21 protein-coding genes and 1 other RNA gene are annotated in these 20,233 nt (G+C 58.9%); 8 read left to right on the forward strand and 14 right to left on the reverse strand.

Going from position 1 to position 20,233, the window contains the following annotated elements; all coding sequences use genetic code 11:
- Positions 1 to 63 precede the first annotated feature (63 nt).
- Together rnpB and rsmI are read right to left on the reverse strand one after the other, a co-directional pair.
- Positions 64 to 417: RNase P RNA component class A (gene rnpB, locus QNH97_RS23475), an RNA gene on the reverse strand.
- Between the two features lie 74 nt (positions 418 to 491).
- Positions 492 to 1,397: a 16S rRNA (cytidine(1402)-2'-O)-methyltransferase gene (gene rsmI, locus QNH97_RS23480; RefSeq protein ID WP_283554126.1), complete on the reverse strand. Its 906-nt coding sequence runs from the start codon at positions 1,395 to 1,397 to the stop codon at positions 492 to 494.
- A gap of 182 nt (positions 1,398 to 1,579) precedes the next feature.
- Here rsmI and QNH97_RS23485 point away from each other — a divergent pair, with 182 nt between their 5' ends.
- From QNH97_RS23485 to QNH97_RS23505, 5 genes are all read left to right on the forward strand, one after another.
- Positions 1,580 to 3,391, forward strand: coding sequence for a penicillin-binding protein activator (locus QNH97_RS23485; RefSeq protein ID WP_283554127.1), 1,812 nt, complete (start codon positions 1,580 to 1,582; stop codon positions 3,389 to 3,391).
- A complete protein-coding gene (locus tag QNH97_RS23490; protein WP_283554128.1) occupies positions 3,391 to 3,753 on the forward strand; it encodes a YraN family protein in 363 nt (120 codons plus the stop codon). The genes QNH97_RS23485 and QNH97_RS23490 overlap by 1 nt, the downstream gene beginning before the upstream one ends.
- Before the next feature lie 101 nt (positions 3,754 to 3,854).
- Positions 3,855 to 4,448: a phosphoheptose isomerase gene (locus QNH97_RS23495; RefSeq protein ID WP_007904374.1), complete on the forward strand. Its 594-nt coding sequence runs from the start codon at positions 3,855 to 3,857 to the stop codon at positions 4,446 to 4,448.
- Positions 4,445 to 5,023 carry a BON domain-containing protein gene (locus QNH97_RS23500; protein ID WP_283554129.1) on the forward strand — a complete coding sequence of 193 codons (579 nt, stop codon included), beginning with the start codon at positions 4,445 to 4,447 and terminating at the stop codon, positions 5,021 to 5,023. The genes QNH97_RS23495 and QNH97_RS23500 overlap by 4 nt, the downstream gene beginning before the upstream one ends.
- Positions 5,024 to 5,927: 904 nt before the next feature.
- On the forward strand, positions 5,928 to 6,644 hold the full coding sequence (locus QNH97_RS23505) for a YjaZ family protein (RefSeq protein WP_283554130.1): 717 nt from the start codon (positions 5,928 to 5,930) through the stop codon (positions 6,642 to 6,644).
- A gap of 416 nt (positions 6,645 to 7,060) precedes the next feature.
- Here the strand turns inward: QNH97_RS23505 and QNH97_RS23510 are convergent, their stop codons facing one another.
- From QNH97_RS23510 to rplM, 7 genes are all read right to left on the reverse strand, one after another.
- Positions 7,061 to 7,474 carry a ClpXP protease specificity-enhancing factor gene (locus tag QNH97_RS23510; RefSeq protein ID WP_092393812.1) on the reverse strand — a complete coding sequence of 138 codons (414 nt, stop codon included), beginning with the start codon at positions 7,472 to 7,474 and terminating at the stop codon, positions 7,061 to 7,063.
- A gap of 16 nt (positions 7,475 to 7,490) precedes the next feature.
- Positions 7,491 to 8,108 (reverse strand): glutathione S-transferase N-terminal domain-containing protein, encoded by a 618-nt coding sequence (locus QNH97_RS23515; protein ID WP_003178195.1) that lies wholly within the window; start codon positions 8,106 to 8,108, stop codon positions 7,491 to 7,493.
- A gap of 151 nt (positions 8,109 to 8,259) precedes the next feature.
- On the reverse strand, positions 8,260 to 9,042 hold the full coding sequence (locus QNH97_RS23520; RefSeq protein WP_283554131.1) for a cytochrome c1: 783 nt from the start codon (positions 9,040 to 9,042) through the stop codon (positions 8,260 to 8,262).
- Positions 9,042 to 10,253 (reverse strand): cytochrome b, encoded by a 1,212-nt coding sequence (locus tag QNH97_RS23525; RefSeq protein ID WP_283554132.1) that lies wholly within the window; start codon positions 10,251 to 10,253, stop codon positions 9,042 to 9,044. The genes QNH97_RS23520 and QNH97_RS23525 overlap by 1 nt, the downstream gene beginning before the upstream one ends.
- Positions 10,253 to 10,846 carry a ubiquinol-cytochrome c reductase iron-sulfur subunit gene (gene petA, locus QNH97_RS23530; RefSeq protein ID WP_003205363.1) on the reverse strand — a complete coding sequence of 198 codons (594 nt, stop codon included), beginning with the start codon at positions 10,844 to 10,846 and terminating at the stop codon, positions 10,253 to 10,255. The genes QNH97_RS23525 and petA overlap by 1 nt, the downstream gene beginning before the upstream one ends.
- 254 nt (positions 10,847 to 11,100) lie before the next feature.
- Positions 11,101 to 11,493 (reverse strand): 30S ribosomal protein S9, encoded by a 393-nt coding sequence (gene rpsI / locus QNH97_RS23535; RefSeq protein ID WP_003178188.1) that lies wholly within the window; start codon positions 11,491 to 11,493, stop codon positions 11,101 to 11,103.
- A gap of 14 nt (positions 11,494 to 11,507) precedes the next feature.
- On the reverse strand, positions 11,508 to 11,936 hold the full coding sequence (gene rplM / locus QNH97_RS23540; RefSeq protein ID WP_003178186.1) for a 50S ribosomal protein L13: 429 nt from the start codon (positions 11,934 to 11,936) through the stop codon (positions 11,508 to 11,510).
- Between the two features lie 245 nt (positions 11,937 to 12,181).
- Here rplM and QNH97_RS23545 point away from each other — a divergent pair, with 245 nt between their 5' ends.
- A complete protein-coding gene (locus QNH97_RS23545; protein WP_283554133.1) occupies positions 12,182 to 13,222 on the forward strand; it encodes an NADP(H)-dependent aldo-keto reductase in 1,041 nt (346 codons plus the stop codon).
- A gap of 130 nt (positions 13,223 to 13,352) precedes the next feature.
- On the opposite strand, the gene QNH97_RS23550 is transcribed toward QNH97_RS23545, so the two are convergent.
- The gene (locus QNH97_RS23550) at positions 13,353 to 14,489 is read right to left on the reverse strand and encodes an acyl-CoA dehydrogenase family protein (protein ID WP_283554134.1); all 1,137 of its coding nucleotides are present in this window, start codon (positions 14,487 to 14,489) and stop codon (positions 13,353 to 13,355) included.
- A gap of 242 nt (positions 14,490 to 14,731) precedes the next feature.
- Between QNH97_RS23550 and QNH97_RS23555 the strand changes: the two genes are divergently transcribed.
- Positions 14,732 to 15,628 carry a GlxA family transcriptional regulator gene (locus QNH97_RS23555; RefSeq protein WP_283557541.1) on the forward strand — a complete coding sequence of 299 codons (897 nt, stop codon included), beginning with the start codon at positions 14,732 to 14,734 and terminating at the stop codon, positions 15,626 to 15,628.
- Between the two features lie 193 nt (positions 15,629 to 15,821).
- Here QNH97_RS23555 and zapE read toward each other — a convergent pair whose 3' ends face one another.
- From zapE to QNH97_RS23570, 3 genes are all read right to left on the reverse strand, one after another.
- The gene (gene zapE, locus QNH97_RS23560) at positions 15,822 to 16,916 is read right to left on the reverse strand and encodes a cell division protein ZapE (protein WP_283554135.1); all 1,095 of its coding nucleotides are present in this window, start codon (positions 16,914 to 16,916) and stop codon (positions 15,822 to 15,824) included.
- A gap of 102 nt (positions 16,917 to 17,018) precedes the next feature.
- Positions 17,019 to 18,374: a tryptophan--tRNA ligase gene (locus QNH97_RS23565; RefSeq protein ID WP_283554136.1), complete on the reverse strand. Its 1,356-nt coding sequence runs from the start codon at positions 18,372 to 18,374 to the stop codon at positions 17,019 to 17,021.
- A gap of 24 nt (positions 18,375 to 18,398) precedes the next feature.
- Positions 18,399 to 19,028, reverse strand: a complete 630-nt coding sequence (locus QNH97_RS23570) for an alpha/beta hydrolase (RefSeq protein ID WP_283557542.1) — start codon at positions 19,026 to 19,028, stop codon at positions 18,399 to 18,401.
- A gap of 148 nt (positions 19,029 to 19,176) precedes the next feature.
- On the opposite strand from QNH97_RS23570, the gene QNH97_RS23575 reads away from it, so the two are divergent.
- The gene (locus tag QNH97_RS23575) at positions 19,177 to 19,611 is read left to right on the forward strand and encodes a Z-ring associated ZapG family protein (RefSeq protein WP_123344755.1); all 435 of its coding nucleotides are present in this window, start codon (positions 19,177 to 19,179) and stop codon (positions 19,609 to 19,611) included.
- A gap of 76 nt (positions 19,612 to 19,687) precedes the next feature.
- On the opposite strand, the gene QNH97_RS23580 is transcribed toward QNH97_RS23575, so the two are convergent.
- On the reverse strand, positions 19,688 to 20,188 hold the full coding sequence (locus QNH97_RS23580) for a methylated-DNA--[protein]-cysteine S-methyltransferase (RefSeq protein WP_283554137.1): 501 nt from the start codon (positions 20,186 to 20,188) through the stop codon (positions 19,688 to 19,690).
- Between the last annotated feature and the right edge of the window lie 45 nt (positions 20,189 to 20,233).

Consider the following 20,233-nt stretch of genomic DNA (forward strand, 5'->3'; position numbering starts at 1 on the left):
GAGTAAGATTTTTTTGGTATTAGGAACTGCGTCTGCCAGTGATTCCGGCAGGGAGGGAAAAAGGTGGAGAGTCGATCTGTAAGCCGGGTTCTGTCTTGAACAGTCATTCGTCTACGATGGCCATCACTGGACATCTTTAGCAACCTACCCGGTCCCAGCGCGGGCCACGCCTTGGGACCCTATTTGGTCTTGCTCCAAGTGGGGTTTACCTAGCCACGAACTGTTGCCAGACGTGCGGTGCGCTCTTACCGCACCTTTTCACCCTTACCGGCGCCGAAACGCTTAGGCGGTTATTTTCTGTGGCACTTTCCGTAGGCTCACGCCTCCCAGGCATTACCTGGCACTTCGCCCTATGGAGCCCGGACTTTCCTCCCCCCCCTAATTTTCATAGAGGGCAGCGACTGTCCGATCGACTCTCCGCCGCGAAGGTTAACGGTAGCGCGCCTGAAGAACAAGCGCTAAAAGCCTTTGGCCAGCCCGGTGTCCCGGTTTCACTGGTCCTTCTGTTTTTCCAGCGCGACCTGATACAGCACGTTCTTGCGCTCGCCGGTGATCTGCGCCGCCAGGGCAGCGGCGCGCTTGAGGGGCATTTCCTCAAGCAGCAGGTTCAGGATACGCATTGCTTCGCTGCTGACGGCCTCCTCACTTTCCGGCGCCGTCCAGCCTGCCACCAGCACCACGCATTCGCCGCGCTGTTGATTGCTATCGTTTTCGACAAACGCCCGCAACTCGGCCAACGGCAGCCCCTTGAGGGTTTCGAAGGTTTTGGTCAGCTCGCGGGCCAGCAGCGCGGGGCGCTCGGGACCGAACACCAGCTCCATGTCTTGCAGGCATTCAAGGATGCGATGCGGCGCCTCATAAAAGATCAGGGTACGCGGCTCTTCCTTTATAGCCTCCAGGCGTGCCCGCCGCCCCACCGCCTTGGCCGGTAGAAAACCCTCGAAGATGAAACGGTCCGACGGCAAGCCTGCGGCCGACAGCGCCGCGATCAATGCACAGGCCCCCGGTACCGGCACCACGCTGATGCCGGCCGCCCGAGCCTGACGCACCAGATGATAGCCAGGGTCGGAAATCAGTGGCGTACCTGCATCGGAGATCAGCGCTACGTTATCGCCTGCCAAAAGCCGGGTAATAAAACGACTGCCTTCGTCCCGCTCATTGTGCTCATGGCAGGCCGCCAACGGCGTAGAGATGCCAAAATGTTGCAACAGGCGCAGGGAATGGCGCGTGTCCTCGGCTGCGATGAGGGCAACCTCTTGCAGGATTTTAAGCGCCCGGGCACTGATATCGTCCAGGTTGCCGATGGGCGTCGCCACCACATAAAGCGAGCCCGCAGCGGAATTCAAAGCACCTGGAGCAGTCAAAGCGCATACCTCATGATCGGTAAAAACCGCCATTGTAGCGTGTGCCGACGGTCTCGGCTGTTCACATCAGCCATTGTGGGCAATACCTGTCTTTTGTGCTGCGCCGCAACATTTGAAATACCTAAATTGATCGATTCACGCCACTAACATCGCGCCCCGGCCAGTGCTTGGGTACAATTCGACGCTAATTTGATCTCGTATCAGGAACACTTTACATGATCGCTTGCCTGCGGCTGCTCTCCGCCCTCTGCCTCGCTGCCCTCCTGGCGGCCTGCGCCAGCTCGCCCTCGTCCAGCCTTGGCGAACTTCCACGGACCCCGGATGCCAGTATCGAGCAGTTGCTCGAACAGGCCGCCCAAAGTAAAACACCGGAAAAAGCCGCCCTGTTGCGCCTGAGCGCAGCAGACCTGGCCTACCGCCAGGGCAACGCTGGCCAGTCCGCGCAGATCCTGCAACAAGTACCCGTGGAGCAGCTCAAGCCCGGCCAGCAGATTTTCGCCAGCACCCTGGCAGCCGAACTGGCAATGACGCGCAACCAACCCAAGGCCGCGCTGACCGCCCTGAGCCACCCAAGCCTGCAACACCTGAGCGAGCTGCCGGTGGAACAGCAGGTCCGCACCGGCACTGTTCGCGCCCGTGCCCTTGAGGCCGATGGCCAGACGTTGGCAGCTGCCAAGGAGCGCATCTTCATTGCCCCTCTGCTGGAGAACGACGCGGCGGCGAAAAACCACGAAGCGATCTGGTCGCTGATCGCCTCGCTGCCCACCGACCAACTGCAACCGACCACCACCGACGATCTCGGCGGCTGGCTGGGCCTGGCCCAGGCCGTGAAAACCGCCGGCACCCTGGAACAGCAACAGGCCGCTATCGACAGCTGGCGCGAACAGAACCCGAAGCACCCGGCCGCCCTCCAGCTACCAACACCGCTGGTCAAGCTCAAGGAGCTGGCGAGCCAGCCGCTGAGCAAGATCGCCCTGCTGCTGCCCCAAAGTGGCCCGCTGGCCACCGTCGCCAAAGCCTTGCGTGAAGGTTTCATGGCGGCGCACTACCAGGCTCAACAAGCCGGGCAGAAGCCACCCAGCATCCAGTTCTACGACAGTGCCAGCCTGACCTCCATGGACGAGTTCTACCGCAAGGCCCAGGCTGACGGCGTGCAGATGGTCGTCGGCCCGCTGGAGAAGCCGCTGGTCAAGCAGATCAGTTCCCTTGCGCAACTGCCGATCACCACCCTGGCGTTGAACTACAGCGAAGGCGAACAAGGCCCCGCCCAGCTGTTCCAGTTCGGCTTGGCGGCCGAGGATGAAGCACGCGAAGTATCCCGTCGCGCCCGCGCCGATGGCCTGCATCGCGCAGCCGTCATGGTGCCGAAAAGTGAATGGGGTGATCGCGTATTGAAAGCCTTCAGCCAAGACTGGCAGGCCAACGGCGGCACCATCGTCGCTGTCGAGCGGGTCGACCAACCGGTGCAACTGGCCCAGCAGATCGCTGACATGTTCCAACTGCGCCAGAGCGAAGGTCGCGCCAAAAGCCTGCAAAATACTGTCGGAACCACGGTCGCAGCCCAGCCATCGCGTCGCCAGGACATCGAGTTCATCTTTCTGGCATCGACCCCGCAACAGGCCCAGCAGATCAAGCCGACCCTGAACTTCCAGTACGCCGGCGACGTGCCGGTCTATGCGACTTCCCAGGTGTTCAGCGCCAGCGGCGACCAGAACCAGTACAACGACATGAACGGTATTCGCTTTTGCGAAACCCCTTGGCTGCTCGATGCCAATGACCCGCTACGCAAGCAGGTCACCGCTCAGTGGCCCCAGGCCGGTGGCAGCATGGGCCGACTCTACGCAATGGGGGCAGACGCCTACCGCCTGGCGCCGCGCCTGGGTCAGCTCAAGACCCTGCCGGACAGCCGCATCGAAGGCCTGACAGGCAGCCTGGCCGTGTCGCCATCCCAACGCGTACAGCGTCAATTACCTTGGGCCGAGTTCGTCAACGGCCAGGTCCAGCGCCTTCCGGACACCCAGCGCTGATGCCTGACCGGTCACGCCAGCAAAGCGGACGGGATGCCGAGGGCCAGGCCCTCGCGCATCTTCAACAACAAGGTCTGCGTCTCCTGGCGCAGAACTGGTTGTGCAAACGCGGCGAGCTTGATCTGGTCATGCTTGATGGCGATACAGTAGTATTCGTCGAAGTTCGCTACAGAAAAAATACCCAATGGGGCGGTGCGCTCGACAGCATCGACGGGCGCAAGCGCCAGAAGCTGGTTTTCGCCGCGCAGTATTTCCTGCAAAAGGAGTCTCGCTGGGCCGATCATCCCTGCCGTTTCGACGTAGTTGCCATTGACAGCAATGCCGATCAGTTGAACTGGCTGCAGAACGCCTTCGACAGCTGAGCCCCATGCCGAGCCGGACACTTTCATTTAACTTTTTTGCTCTTTGCTTTGCGGGCCGCACATGTTTGTGCCGATAAGCCGCGCTACTTAAGGTCACACAGATGGACATGCAATCGCGAATTCGCCAGCTTTTTCAGGCCAGTATCGACACCAAGCAACAGGCGATGGACGTACTTGCACCGCACATCGAGCAAGCCAGCCAAGTGATGGTCAACGCCCTGCTCAACGAAGGCAAAATGCTCTCGTGTGGCAACGGCGGTTCTGCCGGGGATGCCCAGCACTTCTCGTCGGAGCTGCTAAACCGCTTCGAGCGCGAGCGCCCAAGCCTGCCGGCCATTGCACTGACCACCGACAGCTCGACGATCACCTCGATCGCCAACGACTACAGCTACAACGAAATATTCTCCAAACAGATCCGCGCCCTGGGCCAGCCCGGCGATGTGCTGCTGGCGATTTCCACCAGCGGCAACTCGGCCAATATTATTCAAGCGATCCAGGCCGCACATGATCGCGAAATGATTGTCGTAGCATTGACCGGTCGCGACGGTGGCGGCATGGCGTCACTGCTGCTGCCCGAAGACGTCGAGATCCGCGTACCGGCCAATGTCACTGCACGTATTCAGGAAGTCCACCTGCTGGCGATCCACTGTCTTTGCGACTTGATCGACAGCCAACTGTTCGGGAGTGAAGAATGACCCCTAATCGCCTAGGCCTTCTGGCCCTGACCCTGTGCCTCGGCATCAGCGGCTGCACATCGGTGGTTAACGCCAGCCGGGAAAAGCCGATTGAAGATGACCGCGGCACCCGCACCTTCGGCAGCAAGATCGATGATTCCCTGATCGAAACCAAAGTGGGAGTGAACATCGCCAAGGCCGACCCGGACCTGGATAACAATTCGCACATTGTCGTCACCAGTTTCAACGGTGTCGTGCTGCTTGCCGGCCAGACCCCACGCGCCGACCTCAAGGCCAAGGCCGAGCAGGAAGCCAGCGCTGTGCAGCGGGTCAAGACTGTGCATAACGAACTGCAGGTGCTGTCACCCTCCTCGCTGCTGGCACGCCAGAACGATGCGTGGCTGACCACCAAGATCAAGACTCAGATGATTGCTGATTCCAGTATTCCTGGCTCGCGCATCAAGGTTGTGACTGAGAATGGCATTGTCTATCTGCTGGGGTTGCTGACCAAGAAAGAGGCTGCTCAGGCGACTAACTTGGTGCAAAGCGTTTCCGGGGTACAGAAAATCGTTAAGTTGTTTGAGTACATCGATTAAGGGGTGGTTCGGTTGCGGGCTTTGTGAGACGCAGCTTGTTGGTCGTGTTGATTACTTAAAAACGGCGCTTCTTCCAGGGTGGGATGGCGCCGTTTTTTTATGGGCGGGATTTTCGGGTTTTGGGTGTATATCCGTTGCTGCGGTAACGGCTACTGGCGGTTCCGCTCTTACAGCGGGTCACTTTCGAAAATCCGGAAGCCGGCCCAGGCGAAAGTAACCAAAGCGCTTTTGCCCCACCACTCGGCACCTCGCCTAGGCTCGGTGTGCCCTCACTCCGGCATTGCTCCGTGGGCCGCCGCGAAGGGCCATCCATGGCCCAGCGCGGCTAACCCGGCATCCATGCCGGGTTGCCCACTGCGCAATGCCTGCGTTCGGCCAGCGTGGTTAACGGGGCGCCGAGATCAACGTCCGTCGCGAGGCGGCCTGAGAGCCGACCTGGTTCTCTCGGTCGTACTCCGATCCAATTGTGGGAGCGAGCTTGCTCGCGATGGCGGCCTGACAGCCGACCAAGCTTTGTGGGAATGGTCGGACACGCTTCCTGATTCAAGTAGATTTTTCCGACGAGCTCTGGCGGTTGTCGGGTGGGAAGGGCTTTCGCTAACCTTTTCCCGTCGCTGCAAGTTCAGCGACCGGGCTTGGAAACCCGATAAGTAAACAGCGCGAAAGCTCCCTTCATAACGTACGCTTGCGGTCGTTTTTTGACCATGCTTTCGTTATGGCGGCTGTGCGCGGGAGACCTTCGGGTCTGTCGGGCTCGTTTACCTCGGTTTTCCACCTGCGTACGGCTGCCACCCCTGAGCAGCAGTGAATAGATGCCACTACTTGGCCGTCTCTGCACCTCGCCGGATCCAACCTATTTTTTTGGGTAGAGTCGACGCCTTCATCACATTGTCCGGGACCGAGCTTGGCGAATTTTCAAGTGGACGCGCTCTCACGTTGGGAGCCGTTCGAGCATGCAGGGCAGTCGTGTAGCCTCGGACACCTGGATGCCCATGAAGTAGTTTTCCAAAAGGAAGAAGGCAAGGAACCGATTCGCTTTGTGGTCACCTACGGATTGCACTGCTTTACCAAGGACGACACCGATCAGAATATCCCGCTGAAATACGCGGATGGCCGTGAAAGCCGGACTATTTGCCTGGAACGTTACGAAGCGTCCAAGTGGCTACGGGGTATGATCGAAAAACTGGATGTCGCCACCATCTACCAAGTCCAAGGCGAAGTGTTTTTCACGATTACCGTGTTGAATACCAGCAGCGGCCAGCTGGAGCCTTTCAAAATCTGCATGGCCATTTTTCGCGAAAATCGATTGCTGCGCATCCATGTCACAAGCGCCTTTTTTGCCAGAACTGGCGAGGGATCCCCAGGGGTGCCGGTGCAAAAGAAAGGGCTTACCATCTTCAAGGTGGCTTTTGATACGCAGCACAAACTAAGAACCAGTTCCCAAAAGAAGTCAGGAATCGGCCTAAGCAGAAAAAATGAAGGATCCAGAAACGGCGAATCCCTCTCAAGGAGGGATTCTCAGCCGTCGATTGCATGCATTCGACGGGGCAGGTCGTTCTTGCGTCGCGCTCGGCGAACTGGTTGCCCAGTAACGGGGTGCGCTCCTTTCGGAGCCCTGTAACCACCCTGCGGTACACGACTAAGCCGCAGGTCAATTATGCAAGCAACCACAATCGTTAACAAGGACCTTTGATCACGCGGCATCACGCCACCTCACGCGCTTTGGTCCCGCCACCCATTGGGTTTCAGCGCATTCTCAAAGTGGCGCTCCACTGCATCAGCATCCCCGGCTTGGAGAGGATCGAGCTCCACTATGCAGTTGCCCGACTCGGTATTGATCACTACCGATTCCACCTTGGGGTGATCGTTGCGGTGCCAGGCAGTATCTTCGTACTCATAGCCGACCTGAGGGGGAATGTCCGACTCTGAGAGCAGATACCGCTCATAAAAAAAATGCCCGCATCTTCCGATACAGGCATTCCCTTAACCCACCAGCAAATCACCAGGCTATTCAAACAACCTGCACGCGAATCGCTTCTACTTCACCACCTTCAAACTCGGCCGACCGCTAGGACGCGGCGGCTCATCATCCGGTGGCGGCAAATCATCATCCGGCTCAAGCTCATCTTCACCATCCAGCGGCACTTCCAGCTCAAACACCATGCCCTGGCCATTCTCCCGGGCATAAATCCCCAGGATCGAGGCAATAGGCACGTACAGAGTGTGCGGCACACCACCAAAGCGCCCTTCAAAGCTGACAGCATCGTTATCCATGTGCAAATGACGCACGGCAGCCGGCGACACATTCAGGACAATCTGCCCATCATTGGCAAAACCCTGCGGCACCTGCACCGACGGATACTCGGCATTGACCAGCATGTGCGGGGTGCAATCGTTGTCCACAATCCACTCGTAGAGCGCGCGGACCAGATAAGGTCGACTGGAGTTCATAGCGGCTCCTTAAGCCTTAGCGCATGTCGCGTTCGACACCAGACAGACTCGCCTGGAAAGCCTCACGCGCAAATTGGCGCTCCATATAATCAAGCAGCGGCTTGGCAGGCCGCGGCAGTTCAATACCCAGAATCGGCAAACGCCAGAGTATGGGCAATAGGCAGCAATCCACCAGACTTTGTTCCTCACTGAGAAAGAACGGCTTGTCGACGAACAGCGGCGATACGCCAGTCAGGCTTTCACGCAACTCTTTGCGCGCCACGACCCGTGCCGGCTCCTTGGTGCGTGAATCCAGGATCAGATCCACCAGCCCGCACCAGTCACGCTGGATGCGATGGATCAGCAAACGACTGTTGGCGCGCGCGACAGGATACACCGGCAGTAAAGGCGGATGCGGATAACGCTCATCCAGGTATTCCATCACCACGGTCGACTCCCACAATGCCAGGTCACGATCGACCAGCGTGGGCAGGCTGCCGTAAGGGTTCACCTCGATCAGCTTCGGCGGCTGACGGCCCGCTTCAACGTAAATGATCTCGGCGCTGACACCCTTCTCTGCCAGTACGATGCGTACCCGGTGGGAATAGTGGTCGGCGGGGTCGGAGTAACAGGCCAACCGATTGGTCACGCCCATGGCGATCCTCCTCGCTTGTAGAAATTATCGAAAAACGGAAAAGCGAGCGCGCCCAGAGGGCGCCTCCCGTAACACCTGGCTGACCAGGCTCGTTACACTTTCAGAGACGCCCTTGGGCGCGCACGATTAACAGCAACGGATTACAGCTTTATCAATGCACGTCTTTCCAGTATTCACGCTTGAGCAGGTAAGCGAATACGAAGAAGAACGCCAGGTACAGCAACACATAAGTACCGATGCGCTGATGCTCCAGCTTCACCGGGTTGGCCGAGTAGGCCAGGAAGGTCACCAGATTCTTGACCTTCTCGTCGAACTGCTCTTCGGTCAGGCTGCCGGTGTTCGGCAACACGGTCAGTTGGTCGCAGGCTTCATGCGTCAAAGCCGTACCCGTCAACGGGTCGAATTGCTTCTTGCCGTCCTCGACGATTTGCACCTGCTTGCAGCCTACCACCTGACGACCCTGGAGGCCGACCAGAACGTTCGGCATACCGACGTTCGGGAAGACCTTGTTGTTCACGCCCCATGGACGCGCAGGGTCTTCATAGAACGAACGCAGGTAACCATAGAGCCAGTCGGTACCCCGCACACGGGCTACCAGGGTCAGGTCGGGCGGCGCAGCGCCAAACCAGGTCTTGGCGTCTGCCGGTTGCATACCGATGTTCATGTGATCGCCCAGCTTGGCACCGGTGAATACCATCTTCTCGAGCATCAGCTCGTGAGGAATGCCCAGATCGTCGGCTACGCGCTCGTAACGCTGGAACTTGGCACTGTGGCAACCCATGCAGTAGTTGGCGAACGTACGCGCGCCGTCCTGCATGGCCGCCTTGTCGGAAACGTCGATGTCGACTTTTTCCAACTCTGGCCCACCCGATGCGGATGCAAAAGACAGTACAGGCATAGCAGCAAGAATCAGTACAGCAAATAGCTTTTTCATCAGCCAGTCACCCTTTCCGGAACCGGTTTGGTCTTCTCGAGCCTGGTGTAGAACGGCATCAGAATGAAGTAGGCGAAATACAGGAAGGTGCAGACCTGCGACAGCAGCGTCCGGCCCGGCGTCGGCGCCAGCACACCCAGCACACCCAGGATCACGAACGAGATGCAGAACATCACCAGCCAGATCTTGCTCAGCCAGCCTTTGTAGCGCATCGACTTGACCGGACTGCGGTCCAGCCACGGCAGGACGAACAGCACGGCAATGGCCGCGCCCATGGCGATAACGCCCAGCAGCTTGTCCGGAATCGCCCGCAGAATCGCGTAGAACGGTGTGAAGTACCAGACCGGGGCAATGTGCTCTGGGGTCTTGAAGGCGTTCGCCTGTTCGAAGTTCGGCTTCTCGAGGAAATAACCACCCATTTCCGGGAAGAAGAACACGATGGAGCAGAAGATGAACAGGAAGACCACCACACCGACGATATCTTTCACGGTGTAGTACGGGTGGAAGGCGATGCCATCCAACGGAATGCCGTTCTCGTCCTTGTGCTTCTTGATGTCCACGCCATCGGGGTTGTTCGAGCCGACTTCGTGCAGCGCCAGGATGTGCAGCACCACCAGACCGAGGATCACGATCGGCAAGGCCACGACATGGAGGGCGAAGAAGCGGTTCAGGGTGATGCCCGAAATCAGGTAGTCACCACGGATCCACTGGGTGAGGTCGTCACCGATGACCGGGATCGCACCGAACAGCGAGATGATCACCTGGGCCCCCCAGTAGGACATCTGGCCCCACGGCAGCAGGTAGCCCATGAAGGCTTCGGCCATCAGCGCCAGGTAGATCAGCATGCCGAAGACCCACACCAGCTCACGAGGCTTCTGGTACGAACCGTAGAGCAGGCCACGGAACATGTGCAGGTAGACCACGATGAAGAACGCCGAGGCGCCCGTGGAGTGCAGCAGACGCAGGATCGAGCCGTACTCGACGTCGCGCATGATGTATTCGACGGAGGCGAATGCTTCTTCCGCCGAAGGGGTGTAGCTCATGGTCAGCCAGACACCGGTAACGATCTGGTTGACCAGAACGAGCAATGCCAGGGAACCAAAGAAGTAGAAGAAGTTGAAGTTTTTTGGAGCGTAATACTTGCTGAGATGGTCTTCCCACATTTTGGTCGCGGGAAAGCGCGCATCAACCCAATCCATGAATTTGCTCATCACGCTTTCTCCGTATCGACGCCGATGACAATGATGTCGTCGGTCTCATAGGAATGCGGGGGAACTGGCAGGTTCAAAGGTGCAGGCTGCGACTTGTAGACGCGACCAGCCAGGTCGTAGTGGGAGCCGTGGCAAGGGCAGAAATAACCACCGACCCAGTCCTTGCCCAAGTCGGCAGGCGCCACTTCAGGGCGGAACGTTGGCGAGCAACCCAGGTGCGTGCAGATCCCGATCAGCAGCAGGACTTCCGGCTTGATCGAACGCGTTTCAGGATTGACGTATTCCGGTTGGACCGAGTTCTTGGAGGAAGGGTCGGATAACTGACCCTCGATCTTTTTCAGATTCCCCAGGATTTCCTCTGTACGGCGGACGATGAACACCGGCTGGCCGCGCCACTCAGCAATCATCTGCTGGCCTGGCTCGATCTTGCTGACATTCACTTTCACCGGTGCACCTGCGGCTTTCGCCTTGGCACTGGGAAACCATGACCCCACGAACGGGACCGCAGCCCCCACCGCTCCTGCAGCACCCACCACGGATGTGGCTGCTACCAAGAAGCGACGCCGGCCTGCATTCACGCCGTCATTGCTCATTCAGTCCTCTCCCATCAGCTTTGTGGCCTGTTAAATCAGGCGTCTACTAAGTAAAAATCTGAACTTATAAAAATTTTGCCGAATGGTAATGAAAAGCCCCAATATTGACAAGGTAATTACCAAGCGGCCAAACCGCCAAGCCTTGTAGTATAGGGCTTCTACGGATGTGGCAAGTTGTCACAGCATAAATATTTAGCCCATAAAAAAACGCCCAGCTCCGTAAGGAACTGGGCGCTTTTGAACGCGAAAGCGAATTAACGCTTCGAGTACTGCGGACGCTTACGCGCTTTACGCAGACCGACTTTCTTACGTTCAACTTCACGAGCATCGCGAGTTACGAAGCCGGCTTTGCGCAGAGCACCGCGCAGAGTTTCGTCGTAATCCATCAGGGCGCGAGTGATGCCGTGGCGGATTGCGCCAGCTTGACCACTTACACCACCACCGATAACGGTGACGTAGATGTCGAATTTTTCGACGGTCTCGGTCAGTTCCAGCGGCTGACGAACTACCATGCGGGCAGTTTCGCGGCCGAAGAAGTTATCCAGGGTGCGGTTGTTGATGGAGATGTTACCAGTACCCGGACGCAGGAAAACGCGTGCGGTTGCAGTCTTGCGACGGCCAGTGCCGTAATTTTGAGTCGCCGACATAATGAACTATTCCGTTAAAACTTCAGTTCTTGGGGCTGCTGAGCAGTATGAGGGTGAGCAGCGCCCGCATAGACTTTCAGCTTACGATACATGTCGCGACCCAGTGGGTTCTTAGGCAGCATGCCTTTAACCGCGGTCTCGAGCACGCGCTCAGGGGCTTTGGCGATCAGCTTTTCGAAGTTGATCGACTTGATGCCGCCAGGAAAACCGGAGTGGGAGTAGTACATTTTGTCAGTGGTTTTAGCGCCAGTAACACGTACTTGCTCAGCGTTGATCACGACGATGTAGTCACCGGTGTCAACGTGAGGGGTGTACTCAGGCTTGTGCTTGCCACGCAGACGGCTCGCGATTTCGGTGGCCAGACGACCCAGGGTCTGACCAGCAGCGTCGACGACAAACCAGTCGCGCTTTACTGTTTCCGGTTTAGCAGTAAAAGTTTTCATTCTTTATAGCCTCAGGGGCCGCCCTGTAAATTAGACGGCGGATCTTACTGAATAGTGCGTACTTTGACAAGTCAAAGGCAGCCGGATACAGACGCTTTCGGGGGCTCGGGTCGGCGCGTCCGTTCAACGGCAAGATTCTTCGGCGGCGGCGCATCACTTCCACTGCAGAAAGAGGTGCGCAATTATGCAGATTGCGAAAAATAATTCAACCTGCTTTTATGATTGTTTTGCCCAAGGAGTCCCCGATGGATTATCGCCAGCTAGGCCGTACCGATCTGAACGTGAGCGCCCTGTGCCTCGGAACCATGACCTGGGGCGAGCAGAACAGCGAGGCCGAAGCCTTTGCCCAGATAGAACGCGCCAAGGGTGCCGGCATCAATTTCATCGACACCGCCGAGATGTATCCGGTACCGCCGAAAGCCGAGACCTACGCCACCACCGAGCGCTACATCGGCAATTACTTCAAGCGCCGCGGCGACCGCGGCGACTGGATCCTGGCCAGCAAGATCGCCGGCCCCGGCAATACCATCGACTACATCCGCGACAAAAACCTCAAGCATAACCGCCAGCACATCGTCGAGGCGGTGGACGCCAGCCTCAAGCGCTTGCAAACCGACTACATCGACCTCTACCAGTTGCATTGGCCGGAGCGCAGCACCAATTTCTTCGGCCAGCTCGGTTACAAACACAAGATCGAAGCCAACCTCACGCCGCTGGAGGATACCCTCGAAGCGCTGGACGAGCAGGTCAAGGCCGGCAAGATCCGCCATATCGGCCTGTCCAACGAAACACCGTGGGGCACCATGAAATTCCTCGCCCTGGCCGAAGCCCGTGGCTGGCCGCGCGCCGTGTCGATCCAGAACCCCTACAACCTGCTCAACCGCAGCTTCGAAGTCGGCCTGGCGGAAATCGCTATCCGCGAACAGTGCGGCTTGCTTGCCTACTCGCCGCTGGCGTTCGGTTTCCTGTCGGGCAAATACGAAGGTGGCGCGCGTCCGCCTAAAGGCCGCCTGAGCCTCTACAGCCGCTTCAGTCGCTATTTCAACCCGCAGTCGGAAGCGGCGTGCAGCCGTTATGTCGCATTGGCCCGCGAACATGGCCTGGACCCAGCGCAGATGGCCCTCGCGTTCGTCACCCAACAGCCGTTCGTGACCAGCAACATCATCGGCGCCACCACGCTGGAGCAACTGGACAGCAACATCGCCAGCTTCGACCTGAAGCTGTCGGATGAAGTGCTGGCGGGGATTGAGGCGATTCACAAGGATCACCCAAACCCCGCTCCTTGATTGATTCATTGACCCCATCGCGAGCAAGCTCGCCCCCACAGGGTTCTGTGCCGCTCACAAAATCGTGGCCAGGCATAATCAATGTGGGAGCGAGCTTGCTCGCGATGGCGGCCTCAGGCTCACAGCGAATTCAAAGCGACCGCGCAATGATCTCCTTCATGATTTCGTTAGTCCCCGCATAAATCCGCTGCACCCGCGCATCCGCCCACGCCCGGGCAATCGGGTATTCCCACATGAAGCCGTAACCGCCATGCAACTGCACGCATTCATCGAGCACCTTGCATTGCAGGTCGGTGCCCCAATACTTGGCCATGGCCGCGGTCGGCACGTCGAGCTTGCCTTGCAGATGCAACTCCAGGCAGCGGTCGACGAACACCCGGCCGATCTGGATCTCGGTGGCCATTTCCGCCAGCTTGAAGCGGGTGTTCTGGAAGTCCGCGATGGATTTTCCGAATGCCTTGCGCTCGCGGGTGTAGTCCAGGGTCCATTGCAATGCGGCTTCGGCCGAGGCCAGGCCCCCGATGGCGACGGTCAGACGTTCCTGGGGTAGTTCCTGCATCAGATAGGCGAAGCCCGCCCCGGCCTGCCCAAGCAGGTTTTCCTTTGGCACGCGGACATCCTGGAAGAACAACTCCGACGTGTCCTGGGCCTTCATTCCGACTTTTTCCAGGCGCTTGCCCTTTTCAAATCCAGGCGTGCCCGCCTCCACCAGAAACAGGCTGGTGCCTTTGGCGCCAGCCTTCGGATCGGTCTTGGCGACCACAATCACCAGGTCGGCCAGGAAGCCATTGGTGATGAAGGTCTTCGAGCCGTTGATCACATATTCGTCGCCGTCCAGCACCGCCGTGGTCTTCACACCTTGCAGGTCGGAACCTGCGCCCGGCTCGGTCATGGCGATGGCCGTGACCATTTCGCCGGACACCAGCTTGGGCAGGTACTTGTGCTTCAGCGCTTCGCTGCCGTAATGCAGGATGTACGGGGCGACGATGTCGGAATGCAGCGAAAAGCCGATCCCTGTCAGCCCCAGGCGGCCGATCTCCTCGATCACCACCGTGCTGTAGAGGAAGTCTGCGTCCAGTCCGCCATAGGCCTCGGGAAGGTGCGAGCACAACATGCCCGCCTCCCCCGCCTTGTTCCAAAGCTGGCGGTCGACATGACCCTGTTTTTCCCACTGGCTGTGGTACGGCACCGCTTCTTTTTCAAGGAAGGTTCGTACGCTGTCGCGAAACAACTCGTGCTCGGGGGCGAACAAGGTTCTTGGGATCATGGCGCACCTTTGGTTATTGTTGGATGGAGTTATCCAACAGAGCCTAAGCGCGGGACGGACGACAGGACACTGGACACATCCGACAAAAAATAAGACGATCCAGCCGTTTGGTGACCACTTTCCCCTATAAAAATAAGATGAATATGTCTATGCATGTCTCCACGCCTTTGCGGCGCGTCAGCATCCTGGCGACTGACCGGGTTTTCGCTTCCACCCTCATGCAAGCCAAGGATTTTTTCCACCTGGCCAGCCTGCGCTATGGCAAACAACTGGGCCACGGCCTGACACCGGCGTTCGAAACCCGGCTGGTCAGTCCGGATGGCAGACCGGTAAACAGCTTCAGCGACGTGATCATGCCGGTGGATGGCGGCCTGGAAAATACCGATGTGATCATCCTGCCCGCGTTCTGGGATGACTTCGCCCACCTGTGCCAACGTTATCCCCAGGTCCTGCCCTGGCTGCGGGAACAGCATGCCCGTGGAGCCGTGCTCTGCGGTGAAGCCACCGGGGTCTTCTGGCTGGCCGAAGCCGGGCTGCTCGATGGCAAGGAAGCCACCACTTACTGGCGTTTCTTCAATGCCTTCAAGGAGCGCTTTCCCCAAGTGCACCTGAATCAGGACAAGCACCTGACCGACGCCGACAATCTGTTCTGCGCCGGCGGCACGACCTCGGCCTGCGACCTTTACATTTACCTCATCGAACGTTTCTGCGGCGCCAACATCGCCCAGGCCGTGGCGAGGGACATCCTGTACGAAGTGCAACGCAATTATTCGCCAGGAAGAATCGGCTTCGGCGGGCAGAAACTGCATCAGGACGTGATCATCCTGCAGATCCAGCAATGGCTCGAAGAACACTTCGCCGACAAGTTCCGCTTCGAGGACGTCGCCCGGGAACACGGCATGAGCATCCGCAATTTCATGCGCCGCTTCCAGACCGCCACGGGTGATAAACCGCTGCATTACCTGCAACGGCTGCGGATAGAAACCGCCAAGGGCCTGCTGTCCGGCAGCCGCAAGAGCATCAAGACCATCAGCTATGAAGTCGGCTACGACGATGCGAGCTTCTTCGCCCGGCTGTTCCGGCAACATACCGACCTGTCGCCGAACCAGTATCGGCAGCAGTTTCAGCAGGCGGCGTAGGCCGAGGGCTTGGCAACGATCCACTGTGGGAGCGAGCTTGCTCGCGATGGCGGTGGTTCAGCAGAACTGATGTTGACTGACAAGACGCCATCGCGAGCAAGCTCGCTCCCACAGGGTTATAAGTGAACTGCTGATCTCGAGCGCACAAAAAATGCCTGCAATCGCTGGCCTTTTTTTTGTTTTCCGAATCGCCCTACGGCTTATGCGCCCGCGCCAGGAATTCGTGGGATTGCATTTCCAGCAGGCGACTCAGGGTCCGCTGGAATTCGAAGGTCAGGCGACCACCGGTGTAGAGGTCCTTGAGTTCGACTTCGGCCGAGATGATCAGCTTCACGTTACGGTCGTAGAACTCGTCGACCATGTTGATAAAGCGGCGGGCGATGTCGTCGGTGGTGACGCTCATCTGTTCGACGCCACTGAGTAGCACGGCGTGGAAAATCTTGCCCAGCTCGATGTAGTCATTCTGGCTGCGAGGGCCGTCGCACAATTCGCGGAAGTCGAACCAGGCCACGTCGTCGCAGGTGCGAATGGCGCGAATCTCGCGGTTCTCGATGATCAGCACATCGTTCTCGACCGCTTGGGTGCATTCCGGCGTCAAGGCGCGGAAGCTCTTGCGCAGGCTCTCTTCGGCGGCGGCATCCAGGGGAAAGTGGAACAGCTCCGCTTGCTCAAGGTGACGCAAGCGATAATCCACGCCGCTGTCGACGTTGACGATCTCGGTGTGCTCCTTGATCAACGCGATGGCCGGCAGGAAGCGCGCCCGCTGCAGGCCATCCTTGTAGAGACCGTCCGGCACGATGTTCGAGGTGGCGACCAGGGTCACACCGTTCTTGAACAACTCTTCCATCAAGGTGCCGAGGATCATGGCGTCGGTGATGTCGGAAACGAAAAACTCATCGAAGCAGATCACCCGGGTCTCGTCGGAGAAACGCTTGGCGATGAGGGTCAGCGGGTTTTTCTCGCCACCCAGGGTCTTCATTTCCTCGTGCACGCGCTTCATGAAGCGGTGGAAGTGCGTCCGCGTTTTTTCCTTGAACGGCAGCGCTTCGAAGAAAGTGTCCACCAGATAGGTCTTGCCACGGCCCACGCCGCCCCAGAAATACAGGCCCTTGACGGGTACCTGGTCTTTCTTGCCGAACAGTTTGCCCAAAAACCCTGGCTTGTTATTCGACGCGGCGACCAAGTCGTCGTACAGGCGTTGCAAATGCCGCACCGCCGTTTCCTGGGCTGCGTCGTGGAAGAACTCCGGGCGTTTCAGATCAGCTTGATATCGTTCTAGGGGCGTCATATTCGTTAGCAAGGCAACAAAAACGGGCCGTCACTGTAGCGACGGCCCAGAGGAATGGCAATCGGCCCTTATCCGAGCCGATGGTCGGGGTTACACGCTGGGTCAGTCCTGGGCAGGTGTCAGGGCACTGCGCAATGCATCGATGGCGGCATCCCGGGCGGCGCTGTTCGCGAAGGCCGGGCTGTCCGCCACGCATTCGCCCTCGAGCCAAACGCTGAAACTGAGGTCGTCGTTGCGCACGTCCAATGGCTGGCCGGCTTGCAATTGCTTGGTAACCTGGCCGGCAGCCTTGCCATCGGCAAAGTGGCGAGACAGCAACAGTTGCTCGCCGTCAGCGGCCAGCAGACGGAAGCGGAAACTGCCGTCGTCCTCGCGAAAGCTCACAAAGCGTGCGGCCTTGGCGGCTTTTTTCTTGGTGCTGGTCGCCACTTGGACTTGGCTGACAAACGAACGCAAGCCAACGGCTTCGCGCAGTTCGTTGAGGAACGGCGTCGCGACGGCCCGGGCTTTCTTCGCACCCAGTTGCAGGATGTCTTCAAGGTCCGACGGACGTTCGATGAACTGGTGATAACGCTCGCGCGCTTCACCCAGCTCGCTGTCGAGCAACTGGAACAGGCGGTTCTTGGCTTCGCCCCAACCCAGGCCTTGCAGCAGTTCGCTGCGGAACTCAGTGGACTGGGCCGGGGTGGCGAAGGCCTGGAACAAGGTGAAGAGGTGCGAGTTGTCCGGGTCCTTGGCTTCGCCCGGGGCGCGGGAGTCGGTGACGATCCGCGAGATCGCGTCCTTCATGTCCTTGGCACCGCTGAACAACGGGATGGTGTTGTCGTAGCTCTTGGACATCTTGCGACCATCGAGGCCCGGCAGCGTGGCGACGCTTTCTTCAATCAGCGCCTCGGGCATGACAAAGAATTCCTTGCCCTGGCCGAACAGGTGATTGAAGCGCTGGCCGATGTCGCGGGCCATTTCCACGTGCTGGATCTGGTCACGACCGACCGGCACCTTGTGGGCGTTGAACATCAGGATGTCCGCGGCCATCAGGATCGGATAGCTGTACAGGCCCATGGTGATACCTGCGTCCGGGTCTTCACCGGTCTCGACGTTCTTGTCCACCGAGGCCTTGTAGGCATGAGCGCGGTTGAGCAGGCCCTTGGCGGCGACGCAGGTCAGCAGCCAGGTCAGCTCGGGGATCTCGGGAATGTCGGACTGGCGATAGAACGTCACGCGGTCCACATCCAGGCCACCGGCCAGCCAGGTCGCGGCGATTTCCAGGCGCGAGCGCTGGATGCGCAACGGCTCATCACACTTGATCAGGGCGTGGTAGTCGGCCAGGAAGTAGAACGAATCAGCGTTGCTGTCGCGGCTGGCGAGGATCGCCGGACGGATGGCGCCGGCATAGTTGCCCAGGTGCGGGGTGCCGGTGGTGGTGATGCCGGTCAGGATACGGGTACGAGTCGTCATGGGTTATCGCTTGTCAGACTGCTGTCAATTCGAGAGGCGCGGCAGGAGCAGATCCTTGAGATCGGTCAGCTTGCCATGGAAAAAGTGTCCGCATTCTGCCACTTTCAGCAGCTCATGGGGGCGCTTGAGCGTGTCGGACCATTGGTAAACGAGTTGGGGGTCGACGACTTCATCGGTTTCCGGCTGGATCACGGTCAACTCGCCGCCCATCGGCAAGGGCGATTGCTCGTCCAGGCGCATCACCGCCGGGGCGACCATGAACAGGTGCTTGAGCGCCTGGCCCTGGGCTTCCAGCCGTCCACCAAGGCTGGCGGCGACGAATCCGCCGAACGAGAAACCGAACAGGGTAAGCGGCAGTTGCGGGTGTTTTTCACGCAACCAATCGGCCGCAGCCTGGGCGTCGTCCACTTCGCCGGTGCCCATGTCATGATTGCCGGCACTGGCACCGACGCCTCGATAATTGAAACGTAACGTAACCAGGCCAGCATCCCGGGCAGTACGTTGCAGGGTCGAGACCACTTTGTTGAGCATGGTCCCGCCCTGCACCGGGTTCGGGTGGCAGATCAGCGCCAGGCCACGGGGCGCGTCGCTGTCCAGGTACAAGGCTTCCAGTTGGCCCACAGGGCCATCGATGAATACAGGGGTTTCGCGCATAAGCAAGGGAAAGAACTCCGTGACCCCGAATGGGGTCGACTCGTCTAGCTAAAAGTCTGTGCTTGGCATGATTGCGATGTTCTTCGCGGTATACAGCGCAGGTCCGAGCCGTTAACGTAAAGCAAAGCCGTTTATAGAGGAAGGACTCGTGGAACACTCGCTCTTAGTTTGGCTGTTGCCGACTCTTGCCCTGGTTGCCGGTGTCGCCATTGGATTCCTGCTTGCCCGACTGCTGCCCAATGCGGTGCCTAACAGCACGCAACGTCAGCTGGACGACATTCAGGAACGTTTCGACAGTTATCAGAATGAAGTGGTCACCCACTTCAACAGCACCGCTTCTCTGGTGAAGAAACTCACCCAGAGCTACCAGGACGTCCAGGATCATTTGTCCGAGGGCGCCAATCGCCTGGCCCTGGACGAGCAGACTCGCCAACGTCTGCTGGCCGCCCTGCACGCCGACGCGGCACAGGCGCCACGGGAACGCCTGACCCCGCCAAAGGATCAGGAACCGCCCCGGGACTACGCCCCCAAGACCCCCAATTCACCCGGCATGCTCGATGAGCATTACGGTTTGAAGAAGTAATTTCCAAACGACACAAAAAGCCCGTCCGATCCCATGATCGGACGGGCTTTTTATTGTCTCCGACTCACCGGTAGGCTCAGAACGCCAGTTGCAGGGTCTGCTGGCCTTCAAGGCTGAGCAGGAACTGTTTGGCCGCCAGGCCTCCAGCAAAACCGGTGAGGCTGCCGGAGGTGCCGATGACGCGGTGACAGGGGGCAATGATCGAGATGGGGTTGCGGCCGTTGGCCGCACCCACTGCACGCACCGCAGTCGGTTGGCCGATCTGAAGGGCGATATCGCGGTAGCTGCGGGTTTCGCCGAAGGGAATGGTCAACAGGGCATGCCAGACCCGGATCTGGAAGTCAGTACCGACGAAATCCAATTGCAGATCAAAGCGCCTGCGCTGTCCAGCGAAGTACTCCATGAGTTGACGTTCGGTCTCCCGAAGGGTCGGGTGATGGTTATCCTCCTCCAAGGGCCCCAGGCGCACCCGGTTGAGCCGCTCGTTTTCCCACAGGATGGCCGCCAGTCTTGCCTCCCGGGCGACGAGGATCAGTTGGCCCACGGGGGATTGGATGGTTTTGTATCGGGGGAGCATTGAGCATTCCTTCACTGGCTCTGACTGGCTTTTGTGGCGAGGGAG

This window comes from Pseudomonas sp. G2-4, from assembly GCF_030064125.1.
In the GTDB taxonomy this organism is placed as follows: Bacteria; Pseudomonadota; Gammaproteobacteria; order Pseudomonadales; family Pseudomonadaceae; genus Aquipseudomonas.